Source organism: Actibacterium naphthalenivorans (assembly GCF_014196965.1).
Classification (GTDB): Bacteria; Pseudomonadota; Alphaproteobacteria; order Rhodobacterales; family Rhodobacteraceae; genus Actibacterium_A; species Actibacterium_A naphthalenivorans.
Genome location: NZ_JACIEQ010000001.1, coordinates 354,182 through 377,477, shown reverse-complemented (window position 1 = coordinate 377,477; position 23,296 = coordinate 354,182). Strand labels below are relative to the sequence as shown.

General features: G+C 65.0%; 24 protein-coding genes. 16 read left to right on the top strand and 8 right to left on the bottom strand.

Annotated features, from left to right (window positions below; genetic code table 11):
• Positions 1 to 90: 90 nt before the first annotated feature.
• A complete protein-coding gene (locus GGR17_RS01810; protein WP_157445518.1) occupies positions 91 to 474 on the top strand; it encodes a hypothetical protein in 384 nt (127 codons plus the stop codon).
• Positions 475 to 548: 74 nt separating this feature from the next.
• On the opposite strand, the gene GGR17_RS01805 is transcribed toward GGR17_RS01810, so the two are convergent.
• From GGR17_RS01805 to tldD, 5 genes are all read right to left on the bottom strand, one after another.
• The gene (locus tag GGR17_RS01805) at positions 549 to 1,178 is read right to left on the bottom strand and encodes a 3-oxoacid CoA-transferase subunit B (RefSeq protein WP_054538331.1); all 630 of its coding nucleotides are present in this window, start codon (positions 1,176 to 1,178) and stop codon (positions 549 to 551) included.
• 9 nt (positions 1,179 to 1,187) lie between these two features.
• Positions 1,188 to 1,886 carry a CoA transferase subunit A gene (locus GGR17_RS01800; RefSeq protein WP_054538332.1) on the bottom strand — a complete coding sequence of 233 codons (699 nt, stop codon included), beginning with the start codon at positions 1,884 to 1,886 and terminating at the stop codon, positions 1,188 to 1,190.
• A 135-nt stretch (positions 1,887 to 2,021) separates the two neighbouring features.
• Positions 2,022 to 4,529 (bottom strand): type I DNA topoisomerase, encoded by a 2,508-nt coding sequence (topA, locus tag GGR17_RS01795; RefSeq protein ID WP_054538333.1) that lies wholly within the window; start codon positions 4,527 to 4,529, stop codon positions 2,022 to 2,024.
• A 310-nt stretch (positions 4,530 to 4,839) separates the two neighbouring features.
• Entirely contained in the window at positions 4,840 to 5,931 is a 1,092-nt protein-coding gene (gene dprA, locus GGR17_RS01790) for a DNA-processing protein DprA (protein ID WP_255353391.1), read from the bottom strand.
• 159 nt (positions 5,932 to 6,090) lie between these two features.
• Positions 6,091 to 7,512 carry a metalloprotease TldD gene (tldD, locus tag GGR17_RS01785; protein ID WP_054538334.1) on the bottom strand — a complete coding sequence of 474 codons (1,422 nt, stop codon included), beginning with the start codon at positions 7,510 to 7,512 and terminating at the stop codon, positions 6,091 to 6,093.
• A 171-nt stretch (positions 7,513 to 7,683) separates the two neighbouring features.
• Here tldD and coxB point away from each other — a divergent pair, with 171 nt between their 5' ends.
• From coxB to GGR17_RS01725, 12 genes are all read left to right on the top strand, one after another.
• Positions 7,684 to 8,553: a cytochrome c oxidase subunit II gene (coxB, locus tag GGR17_RS01780; RefSeq protein WP_054540335.1), complete on the top strand. Its 870-nt coding sequence runs from the start codon at positions 7,684 to 7,686 to the stop codon at positions 8,551 to 8,553.
• Positions 8,554 to 8,601: 48 nt separating this feature from the next.
• Positions 8,602 to 9,537 (top strand): heme o synthase, encoded by a 936-nt coding sequence (gene cyoE / locus GGR17_RS01775; RefSeq protein WP_054538335.1) that lies wholly within the window; start codon positions 8,602 to 8,604, stop codon positions 9,535 to 9,537.
• Entirely contained in the window at positions 9,537 to 9,731 is a 195-nt protein-coding gene (locus GGR17_RS01770; RefSeq protein WP_054538336.1) for a hypothetical protein, read from the top strand. Before cyoE ends, GGR17_RS01770 begins: the two co-directional genes overlap by 1 nt.
• The gene (locus GGR17_RS01765) at positions 9,728 to 10,318 is read left to right on the top strand and encodes a cytochrome c oxidase assembly protein (RefSeq protein WP_054538337.1); all 591 of its coding nucleotides are present in this window, start codon (positions 9,728 to 9,730) and stop codon (positions 10,316 to 10,318) included. The genes GGR17_RS01770 and GGR17_RS01765 overlap by 4 nt, the downstream gene beginning before the upstream one ends.
• A gap of 31 nt (positions 10,319 to 10,349) precedes the next feature.
• Positions 10,350 to 11,150 (top strand): cytochrome c oxidase subunit 3, encoded by an 801-nt coding sequence (locus GGR17_RS01760; RefSeq protein WP_037204314.1) that lies wholly within the window; start codon positions 10,350 to 10,352, stop codon positions 11,148 to 11,150.
• A gap of 99 nt (positions 11,151 to 11,249) precedes the next feature.
• Positions 11,250 to 11,924 carry an SURF1 family protein gene (locus GGR17_RS01755; RefSeq protein ID WP_054538338.1) on the top strand — a complete coding sequence of 225 codons (675 nt, stop codon included), beginning with the start codon at positions 11,250 to 11,252 and terminating at the stop codon, positions 11,922 to 11,924.
• An 11-nt stretch (positions 11,925 to 11,935) separates the two neighbouring features.
• Positions 11,936 to 13,327, top strand: a complete 1,392-nt coding sequence (thrC, locus tag GGR17_RS01750) for a threonine synthase (protein WP_054538339.1) — start codon at positions 11,936 to 11,938, stop codon at positions 13,325 to 13,327.
• Positions 13,324 to 14,586: a M16 family metallopeptidase gene (locus tag GGR17_RS01745; RefSeq protein ID WP_054538340.1), complete on the top strand. Its 1,263-nt coding sequence runs from the start codon at positions 13,324 to 13,326 to the stop codon at positions 14,584 to 14,586. The genes thrC and GGR17_RS01745 overlap by 4 nt, the downstream gene beginning before the upstream one ends.
• On the top strand, positions 14,586 to 15,170 hold the full coding sequence (locus GGR17_RS01740; RefSeq protein WP_037204324.1) for a GNAT family N-acetyltransferase: 585 nt from the start codon (positions 14,586 to 14,588) through the stop codon (positions 15,168 to 15,170). Before GGR17_RS01745 ends, GGR17_RS01740 begins: the two co-directional genes overlap by 1 nt.
• Before the next feature lie 93 nt (positions 15,171 to 15,263).
• Complete coding sequence (locus GGR17_RS01735) at positions 15,264 to 16,088, top strand: MBL fold metallo-hydrolase (RefSeq protein ID WP_054538341.1); 825 nt, start codon at positions 15,264 to 15,266, stop codon at positions 16,086 to 16,088.
• Positions 16,089 to 16,127: 39 nt separating this feature from the next.
• Entirely contained in the window at positions 16,128 to 16,619 is a 492-nt protein-coding gene (locus GGR17_RS01730) for a DUF1697 domain-containing protein (protein WP_162231809.1), read from the top strand.
• 44 nt (positions 16,620 to 16,663) lie between these two features.
• Complete coding sequence (locus GGR17_RS01725; RefSeq protein ID WP_054540336.1) at positions 16,664 to 18,079, top strand: FAD-binding oxidoreductase; 1,416 nt, start codon at positions 16,664 to 16,666, stop codon at positions 18,077 to 18,079.
• Between the two features lie 68 nt (positions 18,080 to 18,147).
• Here the strand turns inward: GGR17_RS01725 and GGR17_RS01720 are convergent, their stop codons facing one another.
• Positions 18,148 to 18,687 carry an adenine phosphoribosyltransferase gene (locus GGR17_RS01720; protein ID WP_054538343.1) on the bottom strand — a complete coding sequence of 180 codons (540 nt, stop codon included), beginning with the start codon at positions 18,685 to 18,687 and terminating at the stop codon, positions 18,148 to 18,150.
• Positions 18,688 to 19,016: 329 nt separating this feature from the next.
• On the opposite strand from GGR17_RS01720, the gene GGR17_RS01715 reads away from it, so the two are divergent.
• Positions 19,017 to 19,190: a hypothetical protein gene (locus GGR17_RS01715; protein WP_173585954.1), complete on the top strand. Its 174-nt coding sequence runs from the start codon at positions 19,017 to 19,019 to the stop codon at positions 19,188 to 19,190.
• Between the two features lie 9 nt (positions 19,191 to 19,199).
• Here GGR17_RS01715 and GGR17_RS01710 read toward each other — a convergent pair whose 3' ends face one another.
• The gene (locus GGR17_RS01710; RefSeq protein ID WP_054538344.1) at positions 19,200 to 20,066 is read right to left on the bottom strand and encodes an S-methyl-5'-thioadenosine phosphorylase; all 867 of its coding nucleotides are present in this window, start codon (positions 20,064 to 20,066) and stop codon (positions 19,200 to 19,202) included.
• A gap of 243 nt (positions 20,067 to 20,309) precedes the next feature.
• Between GGR17_RS01710 and GGR17_RS01705 the strand changes: the two genes are divergently transcribed.
• Positions 20,310 to 21,881 carry a SulP family inorganic anion transporter gene (locus tag GGR17_RS01705; protein ID WP_082386730.1) on the top strand — a complete coding sequence of 524 codons (1,572 nt, stop codon included), beginning with the start codon at positions 20,310 to 20,312 and terminating at the stop codon, positions 21,879 to 21,881.
• Between the two features lie 201 nt (positions 21,882 to 22,082).
• Here the strand turns inward: GGR17_RS01705 and GGR17_RS01700 are convergent, their stop codons facing one another.
• Complete coding sequence (locus GGR17_RS01700; protein ID WP_054538346.1) at positions 22,083 to 22,688, bottom strand: flavin reductase family protein; 606 nt, start codon at positions 22,686 to 22,688, stop codon at positions 22,083 to 22,085.
• A gap of 81 nt (positions 22,689 to 22,769) precedes the next feature.
• Here GGR17_RS01700 and GGR17_RS01695 point away from each other — a divergent pair, with 81 nt between their 5' ends.
• Positions 22,770 to 23,294: a GNAT family N-acetyltransferase gene (locus GGR17_RS01695; RefSeq protein WP_054538347.1), complete on the top strand. Its 525-nt coding sequence runs from the start codon at positions 22,770 to 22,772 to the stop codon at positions 23,292 to 23,294.
• The last annotated feature ends 2 nt before the right edge of the window (positions 23,295 to 23,296 follow it).

Here is a 23,296-nt window from a genome sequence, read left to right as displayed (position 1 = left end):
TGTGCGTTGAAGGGAGGAGTCATCCCACCCAACTAAGGTTCACAAGGCGGGAATATCCCCGCCATGTCGAAATTCAAAAGGATGACCGAAATGAAAAAACTTGCTCTGACAACCGCTCTGCTCGTCGGTGTTTCCGCCCCGGTCTTTGCCGGTACGTTTGACGCCTCTGGTTATGTGAATGGCACGGCCGCGCGGATCAGCACGGATATCTCGCGCCAAAGCGACGATGGCAATGACCGGCTGTTCGCGAAATCCGGGGCCGTTCTGCCGACGACTGCCGGACACTCGGGTCCCGCCAGTCGGGGTGCCGTCAATTCCTCTGCGGCCGAGATTTTCGCCAACCTCAACGCCGCGAGCGATGATGGCAATGATCGCCTGTTCGTGGGCAACACCGGCACCGTGGCTGGCAATGGCATCGTCAACGCCCGCGCCGCCGCGATCTTCGACCAGTTGAAGAATGACGCCGACGGATAAACGGGGCGAAGGCACCCGTGAAAAAAACAACGAGGGCCGGTTGGCCCTCGTCTATCGTTCCGGCGTCTGGCCGATCAGCCGACGATGGTTGCCTCGGTGGCGGCGCGCAGTTCTTGCTCGGTGACGCCCTCGGCGGTCTCGACGATCTTCAGGCCGCCCTCCACCACATCCAGAACGCCCAGATTGGTGATGATCCGGTCCACCACGCCCTTGCCGGTCAGCGGCAGCGTGCATTCCTTCAGCAGCTTGCTGTCGCCATGCTTGTTGGTGTGGTCCATGACCACGACCACACGGCCTACGCCTGCCACCAGATCCATCGCGCCGCCCATGCCCTTGACCAGCTTGCCCGGGATCATCCAGTTGGCCAGATCGCCATTCTCGGCCACTTCCATCGCGCCCAGGATCGCCATCGCGATCTTGCCGCCACGGATCATCGCAAAGCTTGTCGCGCTGTCGAAATAGGCGGTCTGCGGCAGCTCGGTGATCGTCTGCTTGCCGGCGTTGATCAGATCGGCATCCACCTCATCCTCGGTCGGGAAGGGGCCCATGCCCAGCATCCCGTTTTCCGATTGCAGCGTCACATGCACGCCCTCGGGGATGTAGTTCGACACCAGCGTCGGAATGCCGATGCCAAGGTTCACATACCAGCCGTCTTCCAGCTCCTGCGCCGCGCGGGCGGCCATTTGATTACGATCCCACATGATACGCTCTCCTTATGCCGCAGGGCGCGTGGTGCGCTGTTCGATGCGTTTTTCGTGCTCGCCCGCGATCAGGCGATGCACATAGATGCCGGGCAGGTGGATACAATCGGGGTCCAGGCTGCCGGTCGGCACGATCTCTTCCACCTCGGCCACACAGATCTTGCCGCAGGTGGCGGCGGGCGCGTTGAAGTTGCGCGCGGTCTTGCGGAACACCAAGTTGCCGGTCGCATCCGCCTTCCAGGCCTTCACGATGGCCAGATCGGCGACGATACCCTGCTCCAGTATGTAGGTCTCGCCGTCGAAGTCCTTGTGTTCCTTGCCATCGGCGATCACGGTGCCGACGCCGGTCTTGGTGTAGAACCCGGGGATGCCGGCGCCGCCGGCGCGCATGCGCTCGGCCAGGGTGCCCTGCGGGTTGAACTCCAGCTCCAGCTCGCCTGACAGGTACTGGCGCATGAATTCGGCGTTCTCGCCCACGTAGGAGCTGATCATCTTCTTGACCTGCTTGGTCTGCAGCAGCAGGCCGATGCCGAAATCATCAACCCCGGCGTTGTTGGAGGCGAAGGTCAGGTCTTTGGTTCCCGCCGTCTTGATCGCGTCAATCAGAAGTTCGGGAATGCCGCACAGGCCAAAGCCCCCCGCCGCGATGAACATGCCGTCGAACAGAAGCCCATCAAGAGCCTCTGACGCCGAGCCGTAAACCTTTTTCATGGATGTCTCCCCAAGAGCGTAATTGTCGGATGTTTTGACGCCGGTGTTCCGCAGAGTCAATGAATTGGCCCTTCGTAATTCCGAACAAGCGGCGCCGGTCGCCCCCGCAAGGGCCGGCGGCACACGGGCAGGGGGCTATTTCTTCTTTCGCCCGCCCTTCTTGGCCGCCTTTTCAGCGATCAGCCCGACCGCCATTTCCATGGTCACATCCGCCGGCTCGACGTCCTTGGGCAGGGTGGCATTCACCTTTTCCCATTTGACATAAGGGCCGTAGCGCCCCTCCATCACATTGACCGCGCCGCCCTTTTCGGGATGCTCGCCCAACTCCTTCAGCGGCTTGGCGGCGGCGCGCCCGCGCCCCGTCTTGGCGGCTTTCTGGGCCAGCACCTCGACCGCGCGGTTCATGCCGACGGTGAAAACCTCTTCGACATCGGGCAGGTTGGCGTAGATGCGCCCGTGTTTGACATAAGGGCCATAGCGCCCGATGCCCGCCTCGACCGGCTCGCCATCCTCCGGGTGCGGCCCGATCTCGCGCGGCAGGCTGAGCAGCAGCAGCGCCTTGTCCAGATCGATCTCAGCCGGCTCCCAGCCCTTGGGCAGAGAGGCGCGCGGCGGTTTGGGTACCTCTTCGGTCGGCTCGCCGCGCTGCACATAGGGGCCGAAACGGCCCATGCGCAGGGTGATTTCCTCTTCGCCGTCATGGCCCAGGATCTTGCCATCCAGCTCGGCGCTGCCGTCATCGCCGTTGGGGGCCGACAGCGGCCGGGTATAGCGGCATTCGGGATAGTTCGAGCAACCGATGAACGCCCCGCCGGAGCGCGCGGTTTTCAGGTTCAGCCGCCCGGCGCCGCATTTGGGGCAGAGCCGCGGATCGGTGCCATCTTCCTTGGGCGGGAACAGATGCGGCGCCAGAACCTCGTCGATCTTGTCCAGAACCTCGGTGATGCGCAGATCGGCGGTTTCGGCGATCGCGGCCGAAAAATCACGCCAGAACCGCGCGAGGACCTCATGGTAATCGCGCTCGCCGGCGGAAATGTCATCCAGTTCGGATTCAAGATCGGCGGTGAAGTCATAGCCCACGTATTTGCGGAAGTAATTCTCCAGAAAGGCCGTTACCAGCCGGCCCTTGTCTTCGGGGATCAGGCGGTTCTGGTCTTTCTTCACATAACCGCGATCCTGGATCGTGGTCACGATCGACGCGTAGGTGGAGGGGCGCCCGATGCCCAGCTCTTCCATCCGCTTGACCAGCGTGGCCTCGGTATAGCGCGGCGGCGGCTGGGTGAAATGCTGCTCCGGGGTCACGCTTTGCTTGGCCGCGGGTTCGCCCTGCGCGATCTGCGGCAAGCGCTTGTCGTCATCGTCGACCACCACATCGTCGCGGCCTTCTTCGTAGACCTTCATGAACCCGTCGAACAACACGACCTGGCCGGTGGCGCGCAGCTCGACCTGGCCGTCGGCGCTGCCCACGTCGACCGTGGTACGCTCCATCCGGGCGGCGGCCATCTGGCTGGCCAGCGTGCGTTTCCAGATCAGATCGTAAAGCTTGCGCTGGTCGGGCTCCGACACCTTGAGGCTGGCCGCGTCGCGGGTCATGTCGGTGGGGCGGATACATTCATGCGCTTCCTGCGCGTTCTTGGCCTTGTTCTTGTACATGCGCGGGCTTTTGGGCACGTAATCCTCGCCATAGCGATCCTTGATCGCGTCGCGCGCGGCCATCACCGCCTCGGGCGCCATGTCGATGCCATCGGTCCGCATGTAGGTGATATAGCCCGCCTCATAGAGGCGCTGCGCCGTGCTCATGGTCTGGCGCGCGCCGAAGCCGAACTTGCGGCTCGCCTCCTGCTGCAGGGTCGAGGTCATGAACGGCGCGCTGGGGTTGCGGCTGGCGGGTTTCGCCTCGACCGATTTCACCGTCAGATCGCGGCTGTTGATCGCCTGCACCGCCAGTTCAGCGGCGGTTTCGTTGGCCAGATCGAACTTATCGAGCTTCTTGCCGCCCAGTACCGTCAGCCGCGCCTCATAGCTCTGGCCGCGCGGGGTGGTCAGGATCGCCTTGACCGTCCAGTATTCGCGGGCGCGGAACGCCTCGATCTCCATCTCGCGCTCGACGATCAGGCGCAGGCAGACCGATTGCACCCGGCCCGCCGATTTCGCGCCGGGCAGCTTGCGCCACAGCACCGGCGACAGGTTGAAGCCCACCAGGTAATCCAGCGCGCGGCGGGCCAGATAGGCGTGAACCAGCGGTTCGTCGACCTGGCGCGGGTTCTTCATCGCCTCGGTGACGGCGGATTTGGTGATGGCATTGAACACCACGCGGCTGACAGCGGTGTCTTTCTTGATCGCCTTGCGCTTGCGCAGGGTTTCCTCGAGATGCCAACTGATCGCCTCTCCTTCGCGGTCGGGGTCGGTGGCGAGGATCAGGGTGTTGTCGTCTTTCAGGGCGTCGGCGATGGCCTTGACATGTTTCTTGCTGTCACTGGCCACTTCCCATTTCATCTCGAAATCATGCTCGGTATCCACCGACCCGTCCTTCGGCGGCAGGTCTCGGACATGGCCGTAGGAGGCAAGCACAGTGTAGTCGGAGCCCAGATATTTATTGATTGTCTTGGCTTTGGCTGGGGACTCAACAACGACAACAGGCATGAATTTCCTTTCGAGTCGGGCAGGGGGCCCATGGCGGCGCAAGATGTGGCGCATGCGGCGAGATTGTCAATGCGTTGGCGACACTGCCACCGGGTGCGGCCGGCCGCACCACTATAGTGGTGAATATCGGGGCATCGGGGGCGCGGCGGGGTGGCCATCGCTGTTTTGCGGTGAAAGAGCGCTTGGCGCGCCATCTGGGCGCCCTGCCCGGAGCCGGCGTCTGTTTGCCGTGGGATGGCCCCGTGGGTGTTGCGCCCGTACTCTGCCGGACAGCCTGCCGTGGCCTATATCTCTGCCCGGCCGGGCGGGTTCAGTCGGCCCGCGACAACAGGCCGCCCGCCTGCCTGGTGATCCGCCCGTCCAGCTCCAGGGTCAGCAATTCAGGCGTGACCGCCCCGGCGGGCAGGTCCAGATCGCGGATCAGCTGATCCTCGGCCAGCGGCGACGGGCCGAGCCGCGACAGGATTTCGGCGTGAAGCTGCGGGATCTCTGCCGCCGCGCGGACGCGGCGCGCGGGCCCCGGCGGGATTTCGGGAAACCGGGCCGGCTGTGCGGGCGCGGCGGGTTCCGCGGGTACGCCGAGCGCCTCGAGCACGTCACTGTCGCCGCGCACCAGTGTCGCGCCGTCGCGGATCAGCATGTTGCAGCCCGAGGCGCGCGCGTCGAACGGGTGGCCGGGCACCGCCAGAACCTCGCGCCCCTGATCGAGCGCGTTTTTCGCGGTGATCAGGCTGCCCGAGCGGGCTGCGGCCTCGACCACGATCACGGCGCGCGCCAGGCCCGAGATGATGCGGTTGCGTTGCGGGAAATGCCGCGCCTGCGGGGTGAGCCCGACGGGCTGTTCCGACAGCAGCAGGCCCTGCGCGGCGATCTTTCCGGCAAGCTCGGTATTCTCGGCCGGATAGATGACATCAACCCCGCCGGCCATGACCGCGATGGTTCCGGTGTCGAGCGAGGCGAGATGCGCGGCCGTATCGACGCCACGCGCCAGCCCCGAAACGGTGACCATCCCGGCGGCCCCCAGCCCTTCGGCCAGTTTGCGCGTCATGCGTGTGCCGAGCGAAGAGGCGTTGCGCGCCCCGACCAGCGCCACCTGCGGGCGCCGCAGCAGATCGGCCCGGCCGCGCGCCCATAGCATCGGTGGCGGGTCGGGGATATCGGTCAGCGCGGCGGGGTAGCCGGGTGTGCCGAAGGCGATCAGCCGCGCACCGGCGGCGCGACCCGCCGCAAGCTCGCGCAGGGCATCGTCACGCGGGCAGGCGCCATAGTGTTCCACGCCGGCGCTGCGGGCGAGTTCGGGCAGGGCGGCGAGGGCGGCATCGGCGCTGCCATGCTCTGCCATCAGCCTGAAAAAGGTGGTCGCGCCGACACGGCGCGACCGAATGAGACGGAGCCACGCCACCAGGTCCTCTTCCTGGGTGGGTGGTGCGAGGGGGTGGGTGGAAGAATATATGTCCACTGGCTGCACGACTCCGCTCATTCACGAGGTCAGTGTTCCGCCAAGAGGGTTAACGGGTGGTGAATCCGCCGCTGTTCAATTCAAATTTTTTCGGTCAGGCGGTCATGCCGCCGACCCGCCCACCGTCAGCCCGCCGATCAGCAGCGTCGGCTGGCCCACGCCCACCGGCACCCACTGGCCCGCCTTGCCGCAATTGCCGATGCCGGGGTCCAGCGCCATGTCATTGCCGATGGCGCGGATCTTCTGCATCGCCGCAGGGCCGTCGCCGATCAGCGTGGCGCCCTTCACCGGCGCGCCGATCCGGCCGTTCTGTACCCGGTAGGCTTCGGTGCAGGAGAACACGAACTTGCCGTTGGTGATATCCACCTGCCCGCCGCCGAACCCCACGGCGTAGATGCCGTCCTTCACATCGGCCACGATATCCGCCGGATCGGCATCGCCGCCCAGCATGATGGTGTTGGTCATGCGCGGCATCGGGACATGCGCATAGCTTTCGCGCCGCCCGTTGCCGGTGGGCTCCATCCCCATCAGGCGGGCGTTCTGGCGATCCTGCATGTAGCCGACCAGAATCCCGTCTTCGATCAGCGTTGTCTTCGAGCTGGGCGTGCCCTCGTCATCGAAGGTGAGCGAGCCGCGCCGGTCGGGGATTGTGCCGTCATCCAGAACGGTCACGCCCTTGGACGCCACCCGCTGGCCGATCCGCCCGGCAAAGGCGGAAGAGCCCTTGCGGTTGAAATCGCCCTCGAGCCCGTGGCCCACGGCCTCGTGCAGCAGGATGCCGGGCCAGCCGGCGCCAAGCGCCACGTCCATCACGCCCGCGGGGGCCGGGACCGCCTCGAGGTTGACCAGCGCGATGCGCAGCGCCTCGCGCGCGGTGGCCTGCCAATGGGCCGGGTCGATCAGCCCGGTCAGGCCCACGCGCCCGCCGCCGCCATGCCCACCGCTTTCGCGCCGGCCATTCTGCTCGACGATGACGGAGACGTTCAGCCGCGTCATCGGCCGGGTATCGTGCAGCAGCGCGCCGTCGGGGCGCAGGATGTAGACTTCCTGCAGCGAGGCGGCCAACGTGGCGGAAACCTGCACCACGCGCGGGTCCATCGCACGGGCGAAGGCGTCGATCTCGCGCAGGGTTTCGATCTTGACCGGGAATTCCGCGTCTTCCATCGGGTCGGCGTCGGAATAGAGGCGGCGGTTGGTGTGCTGAGGGGCGGGGGCCAGAACCCCGCCGCCATCGCCCACCGCCAGCCGCGCGGTTTCGGCGGCACGTTTCAGCGCGGCTTCGCTGATCTCGGTGGAATGGGCATAGCCCGCGGTTTCGCCGCGCACCGCGCGCAGGCCGAAGCCTTCGGAGGCGTCGTAGCTGGCGGTCTTGATTCGCCCGTCGTCGAAAACCAGCGCCTCGGAGCGGCGGCGTTCCAGGAACAGCTCTCCGTCATCGGCGCCGTCGGTGGCGGCGCGCAGGGTGGCCAGGGCGCGCGCCTCGTCGAGCGCGTCAGAGAAAGGCATGAATCTCGGGTGGTTCATTTATGTGTCCCAGATACGTCTTTGACTTGGATCAAGTCGCGGCCCAATGCCGCAACAGATTTGCTTGTTTCATCCGACCTAATATGGTTTTTGGGGCCGGGAACACAACGGATGCTCGAAAATCAGCTTCCGTTCAGCGGCCATGGGTCGCACTACGTACAGGGAAAGAACATGCGGATTTCAACTTTGCTTTCCGGCCTCTGGGCCGCAGGTGCGGCTTCGATGGCGGCGACTTCGGCGATGGCGCAGGACGGGCTCGAGGGCCTGAAGATCATCGGTCAGCCAGAGCCGCGCGCCCTTGGATTTCAGCCCGCGGCGACGGAACTCGCCCGTGATCTGCAGGGGCTGGACCATCTGATCCTGATCATCATCACCGCGATTACCGTCTTTGTCGTGGCGCTGCTGGCGATCGTCATCCTGCGCTACAACAGCCGGATGAACCCCAAGCCCGCCACCTTCACACACCATTCCCCGATCGAGGTGGCCTGGACGGTGGTGCCGATTCTGATTCTCGTGTTCATCGGGGCCTTCTCGCTGCCGGTTCTGTTCAAGCAGCAGGAGATTCCGGATGCGGACGTGACCGTGAAGGTCACCGGCTTTCAGTGGTACTGGGGCTATGAATATCCCGATCACGAATTCGCCTTCGACAGCTACATGCTGGAGAAGGATGAACTGGCCGATTACGGCTATGACAAAGAGCAATATCTGCTGGCCACCGACACCGCCATGGTGGTGCCCACCGGCAAGACCGTCGTTGTGCAGGTCACCGGCGCGGATGTGATCCATTCCTGGGCGATGCCGGCCTTCGGCGTCAAGCAGGACGCGGTGCCGGGCCGTCTGGCCGAGCTGTGGTTCAAGGTGGATGAAGGCATGGAAGGCATCTATTTCGGCCAGTGCTCCGAGCTTTGCGGCCAGTCCCACGCCTATATGCCGATCACCGTGAAGGCGGTCAGCCAGGCCGATTACGAAAAATGGCTCGATGGTGCCATCGAGGAATATGCCGGCAAGCCGCGCGCCGTCACGGTTGCGTCTGCCGAGTAATGCCTTCGGGGGCCGGGCCGGCGCGCCCGCCCCTGGCAGGAGGACAGAATGACCGATACAACCGCCGTCTTTGATCAAAATCCCGAGGCGAGCTTCGGCGATTACGTGGCGCTTCTGAAGCCCCGCGTGATGTCGCTCGTGGTGTTCACGGCGCTGGCGGGGCTGGTCGTGGCGCCGGTTTCGGTGCATCCGATGGTGGCCTTCACCGCGATCCTGTTCATCGCCATCGGCGGCGGCGCGTCCGGGGCGCTGAACATGTGGTGGGATGCCGATATCGACAGCGTGATGCGGCGGACCCAGGGCCGCCCCGTGCCGTCGGGCCGGGTCGCGCCGGGCGAGGCGCTGGGCCTGGGGCTGACCCTTTCGGGTTTTGCCGTTGTGATGCTTTGGCTCGCGTCGAACTGGGTCGCGGCGGGGCTGCTGGCCTTTACCATCTTCTTCTACGCGGTCATCTACACGATGTGGCTGAAGCGCTCGACGCCGCAGAACATCGTGATCGGCGGTGCCGCCGGGGCACTCCCCCCGATGATCGGCTGGGCCGTGGCGACCGGTGGTGTCAGCGTCGAGTCGGTGTTGATGTTCGCGCTGATCTTCATGTGGACGCCGCCGCATTTCTGGGCGCTGGCGCTGTTCATGAAGGATGACTATTCCAACGCCGGCGTGCCGATGCTGACCGTCACCCACGGGCGCCGCGCGACGCGGGTGCATATCCTCGTCTACACGCTGTTGCTGGCGCCGCTGGCGCTGGGGATCGCGGCAACCTCGATCGGCGGGCCGGTCTATCTGGCGGCTTCGCTGCTGCTGAACGTGGCCTTCATCCGGGGTGCGCTGCGCATCTGGCGGCGCGACGAGAGCGCGGCAGAGGCGGATGGCTACGCGGTTGAAAAATCATTCTTCAAATTGTCGCTCTATTATCTGTTCCTGCATTTTGTGGCGCTGATGGCCCAGTCGGGGCTGGCGGCTTACGGGCTGGGAGGCTGGTGATGGCTGCGTTTCACGAAGAACACGAGTTGCACAAGCGCCGCTTCGGGCGCAATCTCGGGCTGTTGGCGGTGCTGTCGGCCTTTGTCGCCATCGTCTTTGGCCTGACGATCGTCAAGGTGTCCGAAGGCGGCAAGATAGAGGCGTTCGATCACGCGGTGCGCCCCTCGCTGACGGTGCCGGAGGGCGGCGAATGACCCTGACAGGCAAATCTCGGACGGTGGTACAGCTTGTCGGCGTCGTGGTGCTGATGGGCTCGCTCGCCTGGGCGGCGGTGCCGGCCTACAACCTGTTTTGCAAGGTCACCGGTTTTGGCGGTGAAACCTCGGTCGCGGCCGAGGGCAGCGACGAGGTGCTTGAGCAAACCATCAAGATCCGGTTCGACGCCTCGAAAGAGCGGGACTTCCCGTGGGAATTCAAGCCCGTGCAGCGCGAGATGGTGTTGCGCATCGGCGAGACGGGGCTGGCCTTCTACGAGGCCTACAACCCGACCGACCGGGTCATTGCCGGGACGGCCAGCTATAACGTCGCGCCCTATTCGGCCGGCGGGTTCTTCACCAAGATCGACTGTTTCTGCTTCAGCATGCAGGTGCTGCAGCCGGGCGAGCGGGTGCAGATGCCGGTAACCTTCTATGTGGACCCTGAAATCGTGGATGACCGCGAAGGAAAATATGTCCACACCATCACTTTGAGCTATACGTTCCACGAATCCGAACTTCCGGACGACGTGGAACAGACACAGGCGGCGCTGGCGACGGGAACCGCCGGTACCGCAACACAATGACGGAACGTCACGACGAGGGAGCGTAAGACGAATGGCGCACGAAAAGAACCACGACTATCACATTCTGGAGCCGTCGATCTGGCCGCTGCTGGCCGCGGTCGGCGCGTTCATCATGCTCTATGGCGCGGTGATGCTGTTCCACGACAACGGGCCGTGGATGTTCCTGATCGGCCTGGCGATGGTGGGCTATGTCATGTACGGCTGGTGGTCCGACACCATCACAGAAGACCGGGCGGGCGATCACACGCCGGTGGTGCGGATCAGCCTGCGCTATGGGTTCATCCTGTTCATCATGTCGGAAGTGATGTTCTTCGCGGCCTGGTTCTGGAGCTTCTTCAAGCATGCGCTCTATCCGATGGGACCGGAGAGCCCGGCGGTGGACGGTGTCTGGCCCCCCGCGGGGATCGAGACCTTCGACCCCTGGCACCTGCCGCTGATCAACACGCTGATCCTGCTGTGTTCGGGCGCGGCGGCGACCTGGGCGCACCATGCGCTGGTGCATGAAAACAACCGCAAGGACATGCGCAACGGCCTGATCATCGCGATCCTGCTGGGGATGCTGTTCACCTTTTTCCAGGCCTATGAATACAGCCACGCCGCCTTCGGGTTTTCGGGCAACATCTATGGCGCGAACTTCTTCATGGCCACCGGGTTTCACGGTGCGCATGTGATCATCGGCACGATCTTCCTGTTCGTCTGCCTGATCCGGGTGATGAAGGGCGATTTCACACCGGAACAGCATGTCGGTTTCGAAGCGGCCGCCTGGTACTGGCATTTCGTGGATGTCGTCTGGCTGTTCCTGTTCGCCTCGATCTATATCTGGGGCGGCTGAGCCGGTCGGTCCTGACGGACCGATGCCTTCGGCGAGAGTATTTTTGCCAAGAAGAGGAAGGCGCGGCGGAAACCTGCGCCTTTTTCGCGAGGGGATGAGATGACACGACGCATGATTGTGCCGGTTCTGTTTGGCGTGTTCGGTATCGCCGTTCTGGTGGGGCTGGGCCTGTGGCAGGTGCAGCGGCTGGCGTGGAAAGAGGCCGTCCTGGCCGAGATCGACGCGCGTATCAGTGCCGCGCCGGTGGCCCTGCCCGCCGCGCCCGATCCTGTGGCCGACCGCTATCTGCCGGTGCGCGCCACGGGCACGCTGTTGCCGCAGGCCGTGCGGGTGCTGAGCAGCGTCAAGCAGGTGGGGGCGGGGTACCGGCTGATCCATGTGTTGGAAACCGGGGGGCGCCGGGTGATGGTGGACCGCGGTTTTCTGCCGCTGGAGGCCGATCCGGGTGCGTTGCCCGCCGGTGCCGTGACCGTGACCGGCAATCTGCACTGGCCACAGGAGACCGACAGTTTCACCCCGGCGCCGGATCTGGAAAAGAATATCTGGTTCGCCCGCGACGTGGAGGCCATGGCCGATGTGCTGGGCACCGAGCCGGTGTTGATCGTTACGCGGGGCGTCGATCCGGCCAGCCCGGCGATCCTGCCGCAGCCGGTCGATTCATCGGGCATTCCCAATGACCATCTGGAATATGCGATCACGTGGTTTTCGCTGGCTCTGGTCTGGCTGGGGATGACAGCGCTGCTTCTGTGGCGTATCAGGCGGAAAACCGTTTGAGGGCAGGGCAGATGCGCTATGTTTCCACGCGGGGGCAAGCCCCGGTTCTGAGTTTCGAAGAGGCGATGCTGACCGGCCTTGCCCGCGACGGCGGGCTTTACGTGCCCGAGACCATCCCGGCTGTGGCGCCCGGCGACATCGCGGCGCTGGCCGGGCAGAGCTATGAGGAGGCGGCCTTCCGCATCATGCGCCCGTTCATCGGTGATACCTTCACCGATGCCGAGTTCCGGGCCATCATCGCGCGGGCCTATGAGGGCTTTGGCCATGCGGCCCGTGCGCCGCTGGTGCAACTGGGGGCGAACCATTTCCTGCTGGAGCTGTTCCACGGCCCCACGCTGGCGTTCAAGGATTTCGCGATGCAGCTGATCGGCCAGCTGTTTCAGGCGTCGCTGGAACGGTCGGGCAAGCGGGTGACCATCGTGGGGGCGACCAGCGGCGATACCGGTTCGGCGGCGATCGAGGCGTTCCGGGGGCTGGACAATGTCGATGTGTTCATCCTGTTTCCGCATGGCCGGGTGTCGGAGGTTCAGCGCCGCCAGATGACCACGCCGGACGAGGCGAATGTGCATGCGCTGGCGGTGGATGGTGATTTCGATGATTGCCAGGCCGCCGTGAAGGACATGTTCAACGATTTCGAATTCCGCGATGGGGTGGGCCTTGCGGGGGTGAACTCGATCAACTGGGCGCGGGTGCTGGCGCAGGTAGTGTATTATTTCACCTCCGCCGTATCGCTGGGCGCGCCGCACCGCGAGGTGAGCTTTACGGTCCCCACCGGCAATTTCGGCGATATCTTTGCCGGCTATGTCGCGCGGCGCATGGGCCTGCCGATCGCGCAGCTTGTGGTTGCCACCAACCAGAACGACATTCTGCACCGCGCGCTCAGCACCGGGGGCTATGTCACACGGGGTGTCACCCCGTCGATCAGCCCGTCGATGGATATTCAGGTGTCGTCGAATTTCGAACGGGCGCTGTTTGACGTTTATGACCGTGACGGCGCCGCCGTGGCGCAGCTGATGGCCGAGTTGAAAGAGCAGGGCGGGTTCCGGATCAGCCAGGGCGCGCTGCAGCGGTTGCAGGATACCTTCGCCTCGGGCCGCGCGTCGGAGGAGGAGACCAGCGCCACGATCCGCGGCACATATGCCGCCACCGGCGAGGTCTTGTGCCCGCATTCCGCAGTTGGCGTGAAGGTGGCGCAGGAGCATCTGTCGGGTGCCACGCCGATGATCACGCTGGCCACGGCCCATCCCGCGAAGTTCCCCGACGCGGTCGAAGCGGCCACCGGCATACGCCCCCCCCTTCCAAATCGGATGGCGGGCCTGTATGAGCGGACAGAACGTTTGTCGCGCGTCGCCAACGACTTGGCCGCGATCGAAACGCTGATCAAGGAAAGGCGTACCGCTTGAGCGTAGAACTGCACCGGCTTGCCAATGGTTTCCGCATCGTCACCGAGGCGATGCCCGGCCTGAAATCCGCAGCCCTGGGCATATGGGTCACGGCGGGGGGGCGCCACGAACGGGTCGAGCAGAACGGCATTGCCCATTTCCTGGAACACATGGCCTTCAAGGGCACCAAGCGGCGCACGTCGCTTCAGATCGCCGAGCAGATCGAGGATGTGGGCGGCTATATCAACGCCTATACCAGCCGTGAAATGACCGCCTATTACGCCCGCGTGCTGGAGGCCGATGTGCCGCTGGCGCTGGATGTAATCGCCGATATCGTGCTGAACCCGCTGTTCGACCCGACCGAGATCGAGGTGGAGCGCGGCGTGATCCTGCAGGAAATCGGGCAGGTGATGGATACGCCAGACGATGTGGTGTTCGACTGGCTGCAGGAAGCGGCCTTTCCGGAACAGGCGCTGGGGCGCACCATCCTGGGCCCGACGGAACGGGTCAGCAGCTTTTCGCGCGATGATCTTTACGGGTTCGTGCAGGAACATTACGCGCCCGATCAGATGATCCTGTCGGCGGCGGGCGCGGTGGATCATGACGAGATCGTGCGCCTGGCCGAGGCTCTCTTTGGTCATCTCGAGCCCGCCGGGCATACCGATGCCAGCCCCGCGCAATTCGCCGGCGGCGAGCGGCGCGAGGTGAAGGCGCTGGAACAGGTGCATTTCGCGCTGGCCTTCGAAAGCCCCGGCTATCGCGATCCGGGCATCTATGCCGCGCAGATCTATGCCAGCGCCCTGGGCGGCGGCATGTCTTCGCGCCTGTTTCAGGAAGTACGCGAAAAGCGCGGGCTGTGCTATTCGATCTTCGCCCAGGCCGGCGCCTATGCCGATACCGGCATGATCACCATCTATGCCGGTACCTCCGAAGGCCAGATCGCCGAGCTGACCGATCTGACCATGGCCGAGTTGGCCCGCGCCGCCGAAGACATGACCCCGGCCGAAGTGTCACGCGCGCGGGCGCAGATGAAGGCGGGCCTGCTGATGGGGCTGGAAAGCCCCTCGTCGCGGGCGGAACGCCTGGCGCGGCTGGTTGCGATCTGGGACAGGGTGCCCGAACTGGAGGAAACCATCGCCCGGATCGACGCGGTGACAACGGGAGATGTCAAGGATTTTGCCGGTGGTTTGGTGACCGGCGGTCAGGCGGCGCTGGCGCTCTACGGGCCGGTCGGCAATGCGCCCGATCTGATGGCCCTGCAAGGCAGGCTTGCCGCCTGATGCTCAGCCGGCGGCGAAAGGTCAGGATCGAGACCGAACGCATGACCCTGCGACCGCCGCAGCACACCGATTTCACGGCCTGGACCGCGCTGCGCCGCAACAGCCGCGATTTTCTGATCCCGTGGGAGCCGTCCTGGGCCGATGATCACCTGTCGCGCAAGGCCTTTACCAACCGGGTCTATTGGGCGCAGCGGGCCTTGTCGTCGGGCACTGCGGCACCGCTTTTCCTGATCCGCCGCAGCGACAGCGCCCTGGTGGGGGCGATCACGCTGGACAATATCCGGCGGGGTCCGGCGCAGGCGGGCACGCTTGGCTATTGGGTGGGCGCGCCTTTCGCGCGGCAGGGTTTCATGCGCGAGGCGATTCAGGCCGTGGTGCATCACGCCTTCACCCAGCTCGATCTCAGCCGGATCGAGGCCGCCTGCCTGCCGGAAAACGTGGCCTCACGCGGGGTTCTGGAAAGCTGCGGCTTTAAATACGAGGGCGTCTCGCAAAGCTATCTGCAGATCAACGGGCGCTGGCGCAACCATGTGCTGTATGCCAACCTGCGCGGCGACCGGCGCGGGCGCACCGATATCGGCTGATCCCGTCACTTTCTTGTGAGCGGCGATGGTGGTTTCCGGGCGGCGGAACCTGCACAGAATCGTGCTAGGCTTCGGCAAAAGGAGCGTTTGCCGATGATCCGCCTTGCCCTTTTATGCCTGGTCCTCTTCCCCGTCTTGGCCACCGCGCAGGAGCGCCGGCCCAGCCATTGCATCGCGCTGGCCAATGCCGCGCCGGGGCTGGAATATGTTCAACTCGCCGCCTACGGCGCGCCGCTGGATGAGCATACGGTGCGGATCAACTATGTGGATCATTCCATGTTCCTGATCGAGACGCCGGGCGGGCTGACCGCCGCCACGGATTTTACCGGGTTCATGGGGCCGACGACACTGATCCCCGACGTGGTGACGATGAACAACGCCCACAACACCCACTGGACAGCGGCGCCCGATCCGGCGATCCCGCACGTGCTGCAGGGCTGGGCGAAGGGCGGGGTGGCGGCCGACCACTATCTCGACCTTGGCGAGATGCTGGTGCGCAACGTGCCCACCGATGTGCGCGGCTATGACAGCGGATCGGTCCGCGAGAACGGCAATTCCATCTTCGTGTTCGAGGTGGCGGGCCTGTGCATCGGCCATCTGGGCCATCTGCACCACGAACCCGATGCCGCGCAATATGCCGCGCTGGGGCGGCTGGATGTGGTGATGGCGCCCGTCGATGGTGGCCGGACGCTGGATCTGCCCACCATGATCCGGGTGGTGACGCGGCTGCGCTCGTCCATCGTGCTGCCCATGCACTGGTTCAGCGGCCATTCGCTGGAGCGGTTTCTGGAGGGGATCGCGGGCGATTTCGCGGTAGAACGGCCGGGCAGCGGTTTTATCGAGGTGTCGTTGCGCAGCCTGCCATCGCGGCCCACGGTGGTGGTGCTGGAGCCGACATTGCTTCGGGATGCGGAGTGAGCGTCTGGATTGCGCTGCTGCGCGGGGGGAAAGTGGGCGGTGCCACAAGCTGTCGATGGCCGGGGCTTCCGGGCGCTGTTGTCGGCGCAGGGCTTTGGGGATGCTGCGACTTACATGCAGTCGGGCAATGCCGTTTCCCCGGCTGACGGCACGCCGGATGGGCTGTCCGGCAGCATTCGTGAAGGCCGCGCGGCGCAGTTCGGCTTTCGCCCCGACGTGATCGCGCTGTCCCTCGACGGCGCCCTTGCGGCCAACCCGTTTCCGGAGGCTGACGACGCCCCCAGCCCGCTCCACCTGTTTTTTCTCCGCAGGCCCGACACGCTGGATATCGCACCCCTTCAGGGGGGGGCGCCACGGCGGACGAGCGGGTGGCGCAACGGGGGGCCCGTGCTGTATCTGCACATGCCGAGTGGCTTCGGGCGTTCGAAGCTGGCGGAAAAGTTGGCGCGCCACTTCAGCAGCGGTCCCAAGACGGGGCGCAACCTGCGCTCATGCCGGAAGATCGCCGAACTGGCGCGCGGGATCGGCTGAGCGGCCTTGCGCCGTGACCGGCGGACGGGCAGGAATAGCGCATGATGTTGAACCCCGTGACCGACGCCTTCGCCGCCACCCTGCGCGCGCGCCTGCCCGAGGCGGCATTCCGCCCGCTGACACCGGCCTATCTGCAAGAGCCGCGCGGGCGGTTTCACGGCAGTGGCGGCCTGCTTGTCTGCCCGGGCAGCACGCCCGAGGTGGTGGTGCTGATGCGCGCCTGCGCTGCGGCGCGGGTGGGCATCGTGCCCTATGGCGGCGGCACCGGCCTTGTCGGCGGGCAGATCATGACCGACGGCCCGGCGCCTGTGATCCTGTCGCTGGAACGGATGCGTGCCATTCGCGGCGTCTTTGCGCAGGAAAACGCGCTGGTGGCCGAGGCGGGCGCGATTCTGGCCGAGGTGCAGGCGGCGGCGGCGGCGCAGGGCCGGCTGTTCCCGCTGACGCTCGCGTCCGAAGGGTCGGCGCGGATCGGCGGGTGCCTGTCGACCAATGCGGGCGGGGTGAACGTGCTGCGCTACGGCAATGCGCGCGACCTGTGCCTGGGGCTCGAGGCGGTGCTGCCCGACGGATCGGTGCTGAACGGGCTGACGCGGCTGCGCAAGGACAACACCGGCTATGATCTGCGCAACCTGCTGATCGGGGCCGAGGGCACGCTGGGGGTGATCACCGCCGCCGCGCTGAAGCTCTACCCGCAGCCAGAGGCCGAGGGCGCGGCGCTGATGGTGGTGGAGAGCCCGGCGGCGGCGCTGGCGCTGCTCTCGATGGCGGGGCGCCGGATCGGCGGTGGCGTGTCGGGGTTTGAACTGATCGGGCGGATGGGTTTGCAGTTTCTGGCCGAAAAGATGCCGGAAATACGCCAGCCTTTTGCGGAAATGCCGGGCTGGATGGTTCTGATCGATCTTGGCCTGGGCGCCGGGCAGGATCCGGCCGCAGCGCTGGAAGGGCTGTTTGCCGAGGCGGCGGAGGCCGGACTGGTCAGCGACGGGGTGATCGCGCAGTCGGTGGCGCAGCGCGCGGCGTTCTGGGACATCCGCGAGCGCATACCGGAGGCGAACCGCAAGATCGGCTCGGTCTCGTCGCATGACATCTCTTTGCCGCTGAGCGTGATCCCCGAGTTCATCGCGCGCGGGGGGCCGGCGCTGGCGCGGATCGGCGATTTCCGTATCAATTGTTTCGGCCATCTGGGCGATGGCAACCTGCATTATAATGTCTTTCCGGCAGCGGGCAAAACCCGCGCCGCGTATGAGCATCTGCGCGGCGCGGTGAAGCGCTGTGTACATGATCTGGTGCATGACATGGGCGGTTCGGTCAGCGCCGAGCACGGGGTGGGGCGGTTCAAGGTCGAAGACCTGGAGCGCTATGGCGATCCCGCGAAGCTTGCCGCGATGCGCGCGATCAAGGGCGCGCTCGATCCGCTGGGCATCATGAACCCCGGCGCGGTGCTGCGGCAGGGATGAGTGCCGTGCCCGCGGAAAAATCTTCACGAAGATTTTTCAGGCCAAAGAATTTTCGGGAAAATTCTTCTTCACGCCCCCTCGAACGCGCATAGCGCATGCACATCCATCCCCAGCTCTTCCAGCCGTTTGCGTCCACCCAGCTCCGGCAGGTCGATGATGAAGGCACAACTGACGATCTCGCCCCCCAGCCGTTCGATCAGCCTGATCCCGGCCTCGGCCGTGCCGCCGGTGGCCAGCAGGTCATCGACCACCAGGATACGCTCGCCCGGCTGGATGGCGTCATCGTGGATTTCCACGATCGCCTCGCCATATTCCAGCTTGTAGTCCTGGCTGATCGTGGTCCCGGGCAGCTTGCCTTTCTTGCGGATCGGCACGAAGCCGACGGTCAGCTGATGCGCGATGGCGCCGCCCAGGATGAAGCCGCGCGCCTCGAGCCCGACAACCTTGTCGATGGGCTGGCCGGCGAAGGGGTGAAGCATCTGGTCCACCGCCATGCGAAAGCCGCGCGGATCGGCGAACAGGGTTGTGACATCGCGGAACATGATCCCTTCATGGGGAAAGTCGACGATGGTGCGGATATAGTCCTTGACGGTCGGGCGGTTGATCATCGGTGGCGGCTTTCAGTAGCGGTCGGGCTGAAAACTGTTTGGCCGATGGGCGCCCCGCGCGCAAGAAGCTGCAGGGGGCGGGCACCGGATTTACCGGCGCCCGATGGTCATTTCTTCACGTTTCGGAACAGGCGATAGTTCCAATCGGGAACCCATGACAGATGCGGCTTGTGCCAATCCATCCGGTCCCGCACGAGCATGGTTTTTGCGGCCTGTAAAATCATTTCAATTTTTCCCTTTGTTGACTGTAATTATTTTGGTACTGCTCTTGCATAGGAAATGTATATACAACGCATCTCCAAATATCAAGTGCCACGGGAAGATCGCTGGTGAACAAGAAGACCGAAAAGAAATCCGCAAAGAAGAACAGCCAGCTCGTTTTGCGTCTGGACAAGGATGAGCGCGACGCGTTCGTTCAGCTTTGCAACCAGATGGATACAAGCGCCGCGCGGGAAATTCGCGGCTTTATCCGCCAGTTTCTGAAAGACCATCAGGCGGAGTGAGAGGGGGCGCTACAGCACCCGCCCCGCCACCGCATCCAGTTTCGCCACAACCTCGGGGTCGCGGGCATCCGGGCCGGTCAGGATGGCATAGTCCAGCGCCCTGTCGCAGCCATCGGAACAGGGCACATGCGCGCCCAGCAACGCCGGCAGGCGGGTGACAAGCGCGCGGGCCTTGTCGGCATTTCCCTTCAGCGTGGCGACAATATCGGTGATGTCGACCGCGCCGTGGTCGGGGTGCCAGCTGTCGTAATCGGTGATCATGGCGACGCTCGCATAGCAAAGCTCGGCTTCACGGGCCAGTTTGGCCTCGGGCATGTTGGTCATGCCGATCACGTCGCAGCCCCAGACATCGCGGTAGAGCCGCGATTCCGCAAGGCTGGAAAACTGCGGCCCTTCCATCGCCAGATAGGTGCCGCCGTCATGCATGGTGATGCCCGCGTCGAGGCCCGCGCTCAGGCAGGCGCCAGACAGCCGCGGGCAGGTGGGATGCGCGACAGACACGTGCGCCACGCAGCCGGTGCCGAAGAACGATTTCTCACGTGCGAAGGTGCGGTCGATGAACTGGTCGATTACCACGAAATCGCCCGGTGCCAGCTCCTCGCGAAACGATCCGCAGGCCGAGACAGAGACAATATCGGTCGCCCCCAGCCGCTTCAGCACGTCGATATTGGCGCGGTAGGGCACGGTCGAGGGGGAGTGCACGTGCCCCCGCCCGTGGCGCGGCAGAAACACCATGGCGGTGCCATCCAGCGTGCCGGTCAGAACCTGATCCGACGGCGTACCCCAGGGCGAGTGCACCGTCTTCCACTCCGCGTCCTGCAGACCGTCAATATCATAAACGCCCGAACCGCCGATTACCGCGATCTTCCGTGCCATGCAGACTCACCCCATGTTTTCCATTCCCCTCCGTTTTAGGGTGCGGGCCGGATTTGGGAAACCTTCCGGTTGAAGTTATGCGGTGTGGTCATGGCAGGCATGCGTAATCGGAGCGGTTTTCACAAAGCCCCGCGTCCGCTATGGACCTGTGGCGCATTCATCCGACCCCAATCACAGGATTCCCCCGTGGCCCGATCCCTTCTCGCCGCCTTTGCGGAGCGTTACTCGCCCGCCAGCCTTTCGATGTCGCCCCGCGGCCTGACGCCCGCGGGCGTGAAGACAGAGGTCCTGGCCGGGCTGACCGTGGCGCTGGCCCTGGTGCCTGAGGCGGTGGCCTTTGCCTTCGTGGCCGGGGTGCACCCACTGGTGGGGCTTTACGCGGCGTTTCTCGTCGGGCTGATCACGGCGCTGATCGGCGGGCGGCCCGGCATGATCTCGGGCGCGACCGGGGCGCTGGCGGTGGTCATGGTGTCGCTGGTCGCCGATCACGGGGTGGAATATTTGTTCGCGACGGTGGTGCTGATGGGCATCCTGCAGATCCTCGCCGGCATCTTCCGGCTGGGCAAGTTCATCCGGCTGGTGCCGCATCCGGTGATGCTGGGCTTTGTCAACGGGCTGGCCATCGTGATCTTCCTCGCCCAGCTCACCCAGTTCAAGGTGCCGGGCAGCGCCGAGGCATCGGGCCACGGCATGTCGGGCGGCACCTGGATGACGGGCTGGCCGCTCGTCACCATGCTGGCGCTGGTCGGCGCGACCATGGCGATCATCTGGGTGACCCCGCGGCTGACCCGGGCGATCCCGGCACCGCTGGCGGGGATCGGCATCGTGGCGGCGCTGGTCATCCTGTTCGGCATCGACGTGCCGCGCGTGGGTGACCTGGCCTCGATCGAGGGCGGCCTGCCCCGGTTCCACATGCCGGGCGTGCCGCTGAACCTCGAAACGCTGCAGATCATCTTTCCCTACGCGCTGATCCTGGCCGCGATCGGGCTGATCGAAAGCCTGCTGACCCTGAACCTGGTGGGCGAGATCACCGGCAAGCGTGGCGGGGCCAGCCAGGAATGCGTCGCGCAGGGCACGGCCAATGTGGTTACCGGCTTCTTTGGCGGTATGGGCGGCTGCGCAATGATCGGACAGTCGATGATCAACGTGAAATCCGGCGGCCGGATGCGCCTGTCGGGCATCTCCGCGGCGCTGTTTCTGCTGCTGTTCATCGTCGTCGCCTCGCCGCTGATCGAACAGATCCCGCTGGCGGCGCTGGTGGGGGTGATGTTCATGGTGGTCATCGGCACCTTCGCCTGGCAGTCCTTCAAGATCATGCGCAAGGTGCCGGTGGCCGATGCGCTGGTGATCGTGCTGGTGACGATCACGACGGTCTTCTACGACCTCGCCATCGCGGTCGTGGTCGGCGTCATCGTCTCAGCGCTGGAATACGCCTGGACCAATGCCAAGCGGATCCATGCCAAAACCTATGCAACCCCCGAAGGCGCCAAGGTCTATCAGATCCAGGGCCCGCTGTTCTTCGGCTCTGCCGAAGGGTTCGCCGAACTGTTCGATCCCGCCAATGATCCATCGCGGGTGGTGATCGACTTTGCCGACAGCCGCGTGGCAGACCAGTCCGCCCTGACGGCGATCGAAGGGGTGGCCGCGAAATACGAGGCCGCGGGCAAGCAGATCCAGCTGCGCCACCTCAGCCGCGACTGCCATCAGCTTCTGACCAAGGCGGGGCAACTGATGGTGGATTCCGATGACGACCCCGACTATCAGATCGCCACCAACTATTCCGTGCGTACCGGGGTGCTGGGCGGCGGCCACTGAACGGGCCTTCCGAAAAAGAGCGCCTGTGGCGCATTCCATTTGTTACGGCCCTGCGGGCCGGGATGCCTCCGGCGGGGATATTTTATCCAAAGCAAGGGTGTATGCGGCGCTGCCGATTGCTTTGGTGCAAATATCCCGGGGTTTGGGGCAGAGCCCCAATGAAAAATCCTTTGCGCCGCAGGCGCTCCTTTCCGCGAAGGGTTATTCCCCGGGCCGTTTCAGGGTGAACACTTCGGTCACCCGTGCGTAATCGCGGTAGCCCAGCCGTGCGAGCGGCTGAAAATGCGTGACATCGAATTTGCCCTCCTTCAGGCAATCGTCACGCAGGTGGATGCCCACGACTTCGCCGAACACGGCGAAGTTGCTGCGGCCTTCCAGCGGTACCACCCGGGTCAGCCTGCATTCCAGGCCCGCAGGCGCGCGCGCCACGCGCGAACAGGCGATGCTCTCGCATTCCGCCTTTGCGATCCCGGCTTTTTCGAATTCGTCCACGTCCTTGTCCCAGGGGCCGGAGGTGACGTTCATCGCGTCGCGCATCGCGTATTCGACGATATTCACGCAGAATACGCCGGTTTCGCGGATGTTGCCGAGGCTGTCCTTGGTATCGCCCCGGTCGGGCTTGGCCGAGGTCGTGGCGAACATCACCTGTGGCGGCACATAGGCCACCGCGTTGAAGAAGGAATAGGGCGCGAGGTTGTCCTGCCCGCTCGCGCCCCGGGTCGAGATCCAGCCGATCGGGCGCGGGGTCACGATGGCGTTGAACGGATTGTGCGGCAGGCCGTGGCCGTCTTCGGGGCGATAGAACATAGGCGCTCCTTCTGGGTCCTGTTTGCTCCAGACCTAGACCCGTGCTAGGGGCGTTTCCAGCAGGAAATCGAGAGGCAGGCTGTGATCCGGCTGGAACAGGAACGGGCGGAAGACTGGTGGGAGGTCGAGGCGCTTTATGACTTGTGCTTTGCGCCGGGGCGCGAGGCGCTGTCGTCCTATCGGCTGCGTGACGGGGTGCCGCCGGTGGCACCGCTGTGCCTTGTGGCGCGCGATCCGGACAATATCGTTGCCGGGGCAATCCGGTTCTGGCCGGTGTGTGTGGGCGGGGCCGATGCCCTGTTGCTGGGCCCTGTCGCCGTTCACCCGACCCATCAGGGCGAGGGGCTGGGTGCGCTCCTGATCCAGGAGGGGCTGCAGCGGGCCCGCGCCCTAGGCTGGGCGCGGGCGATGCTGGTGGGTGATGCGCCTTACTACGGGCGGTTCGGGTTCGCACGGCTGGAGGGGGTGGAGATGCCGCCGCCCACCAACCCGGATCGGATCCTGGGCGTGGCGCTTGTGCCCGGGGCGTGGGACGGTGTGGCCGGGCAGGTGGAGCGCCACGCGCAAGAGGCGGCTTGTTCGGCGGGGCGGGCCACCCCATCTTGATC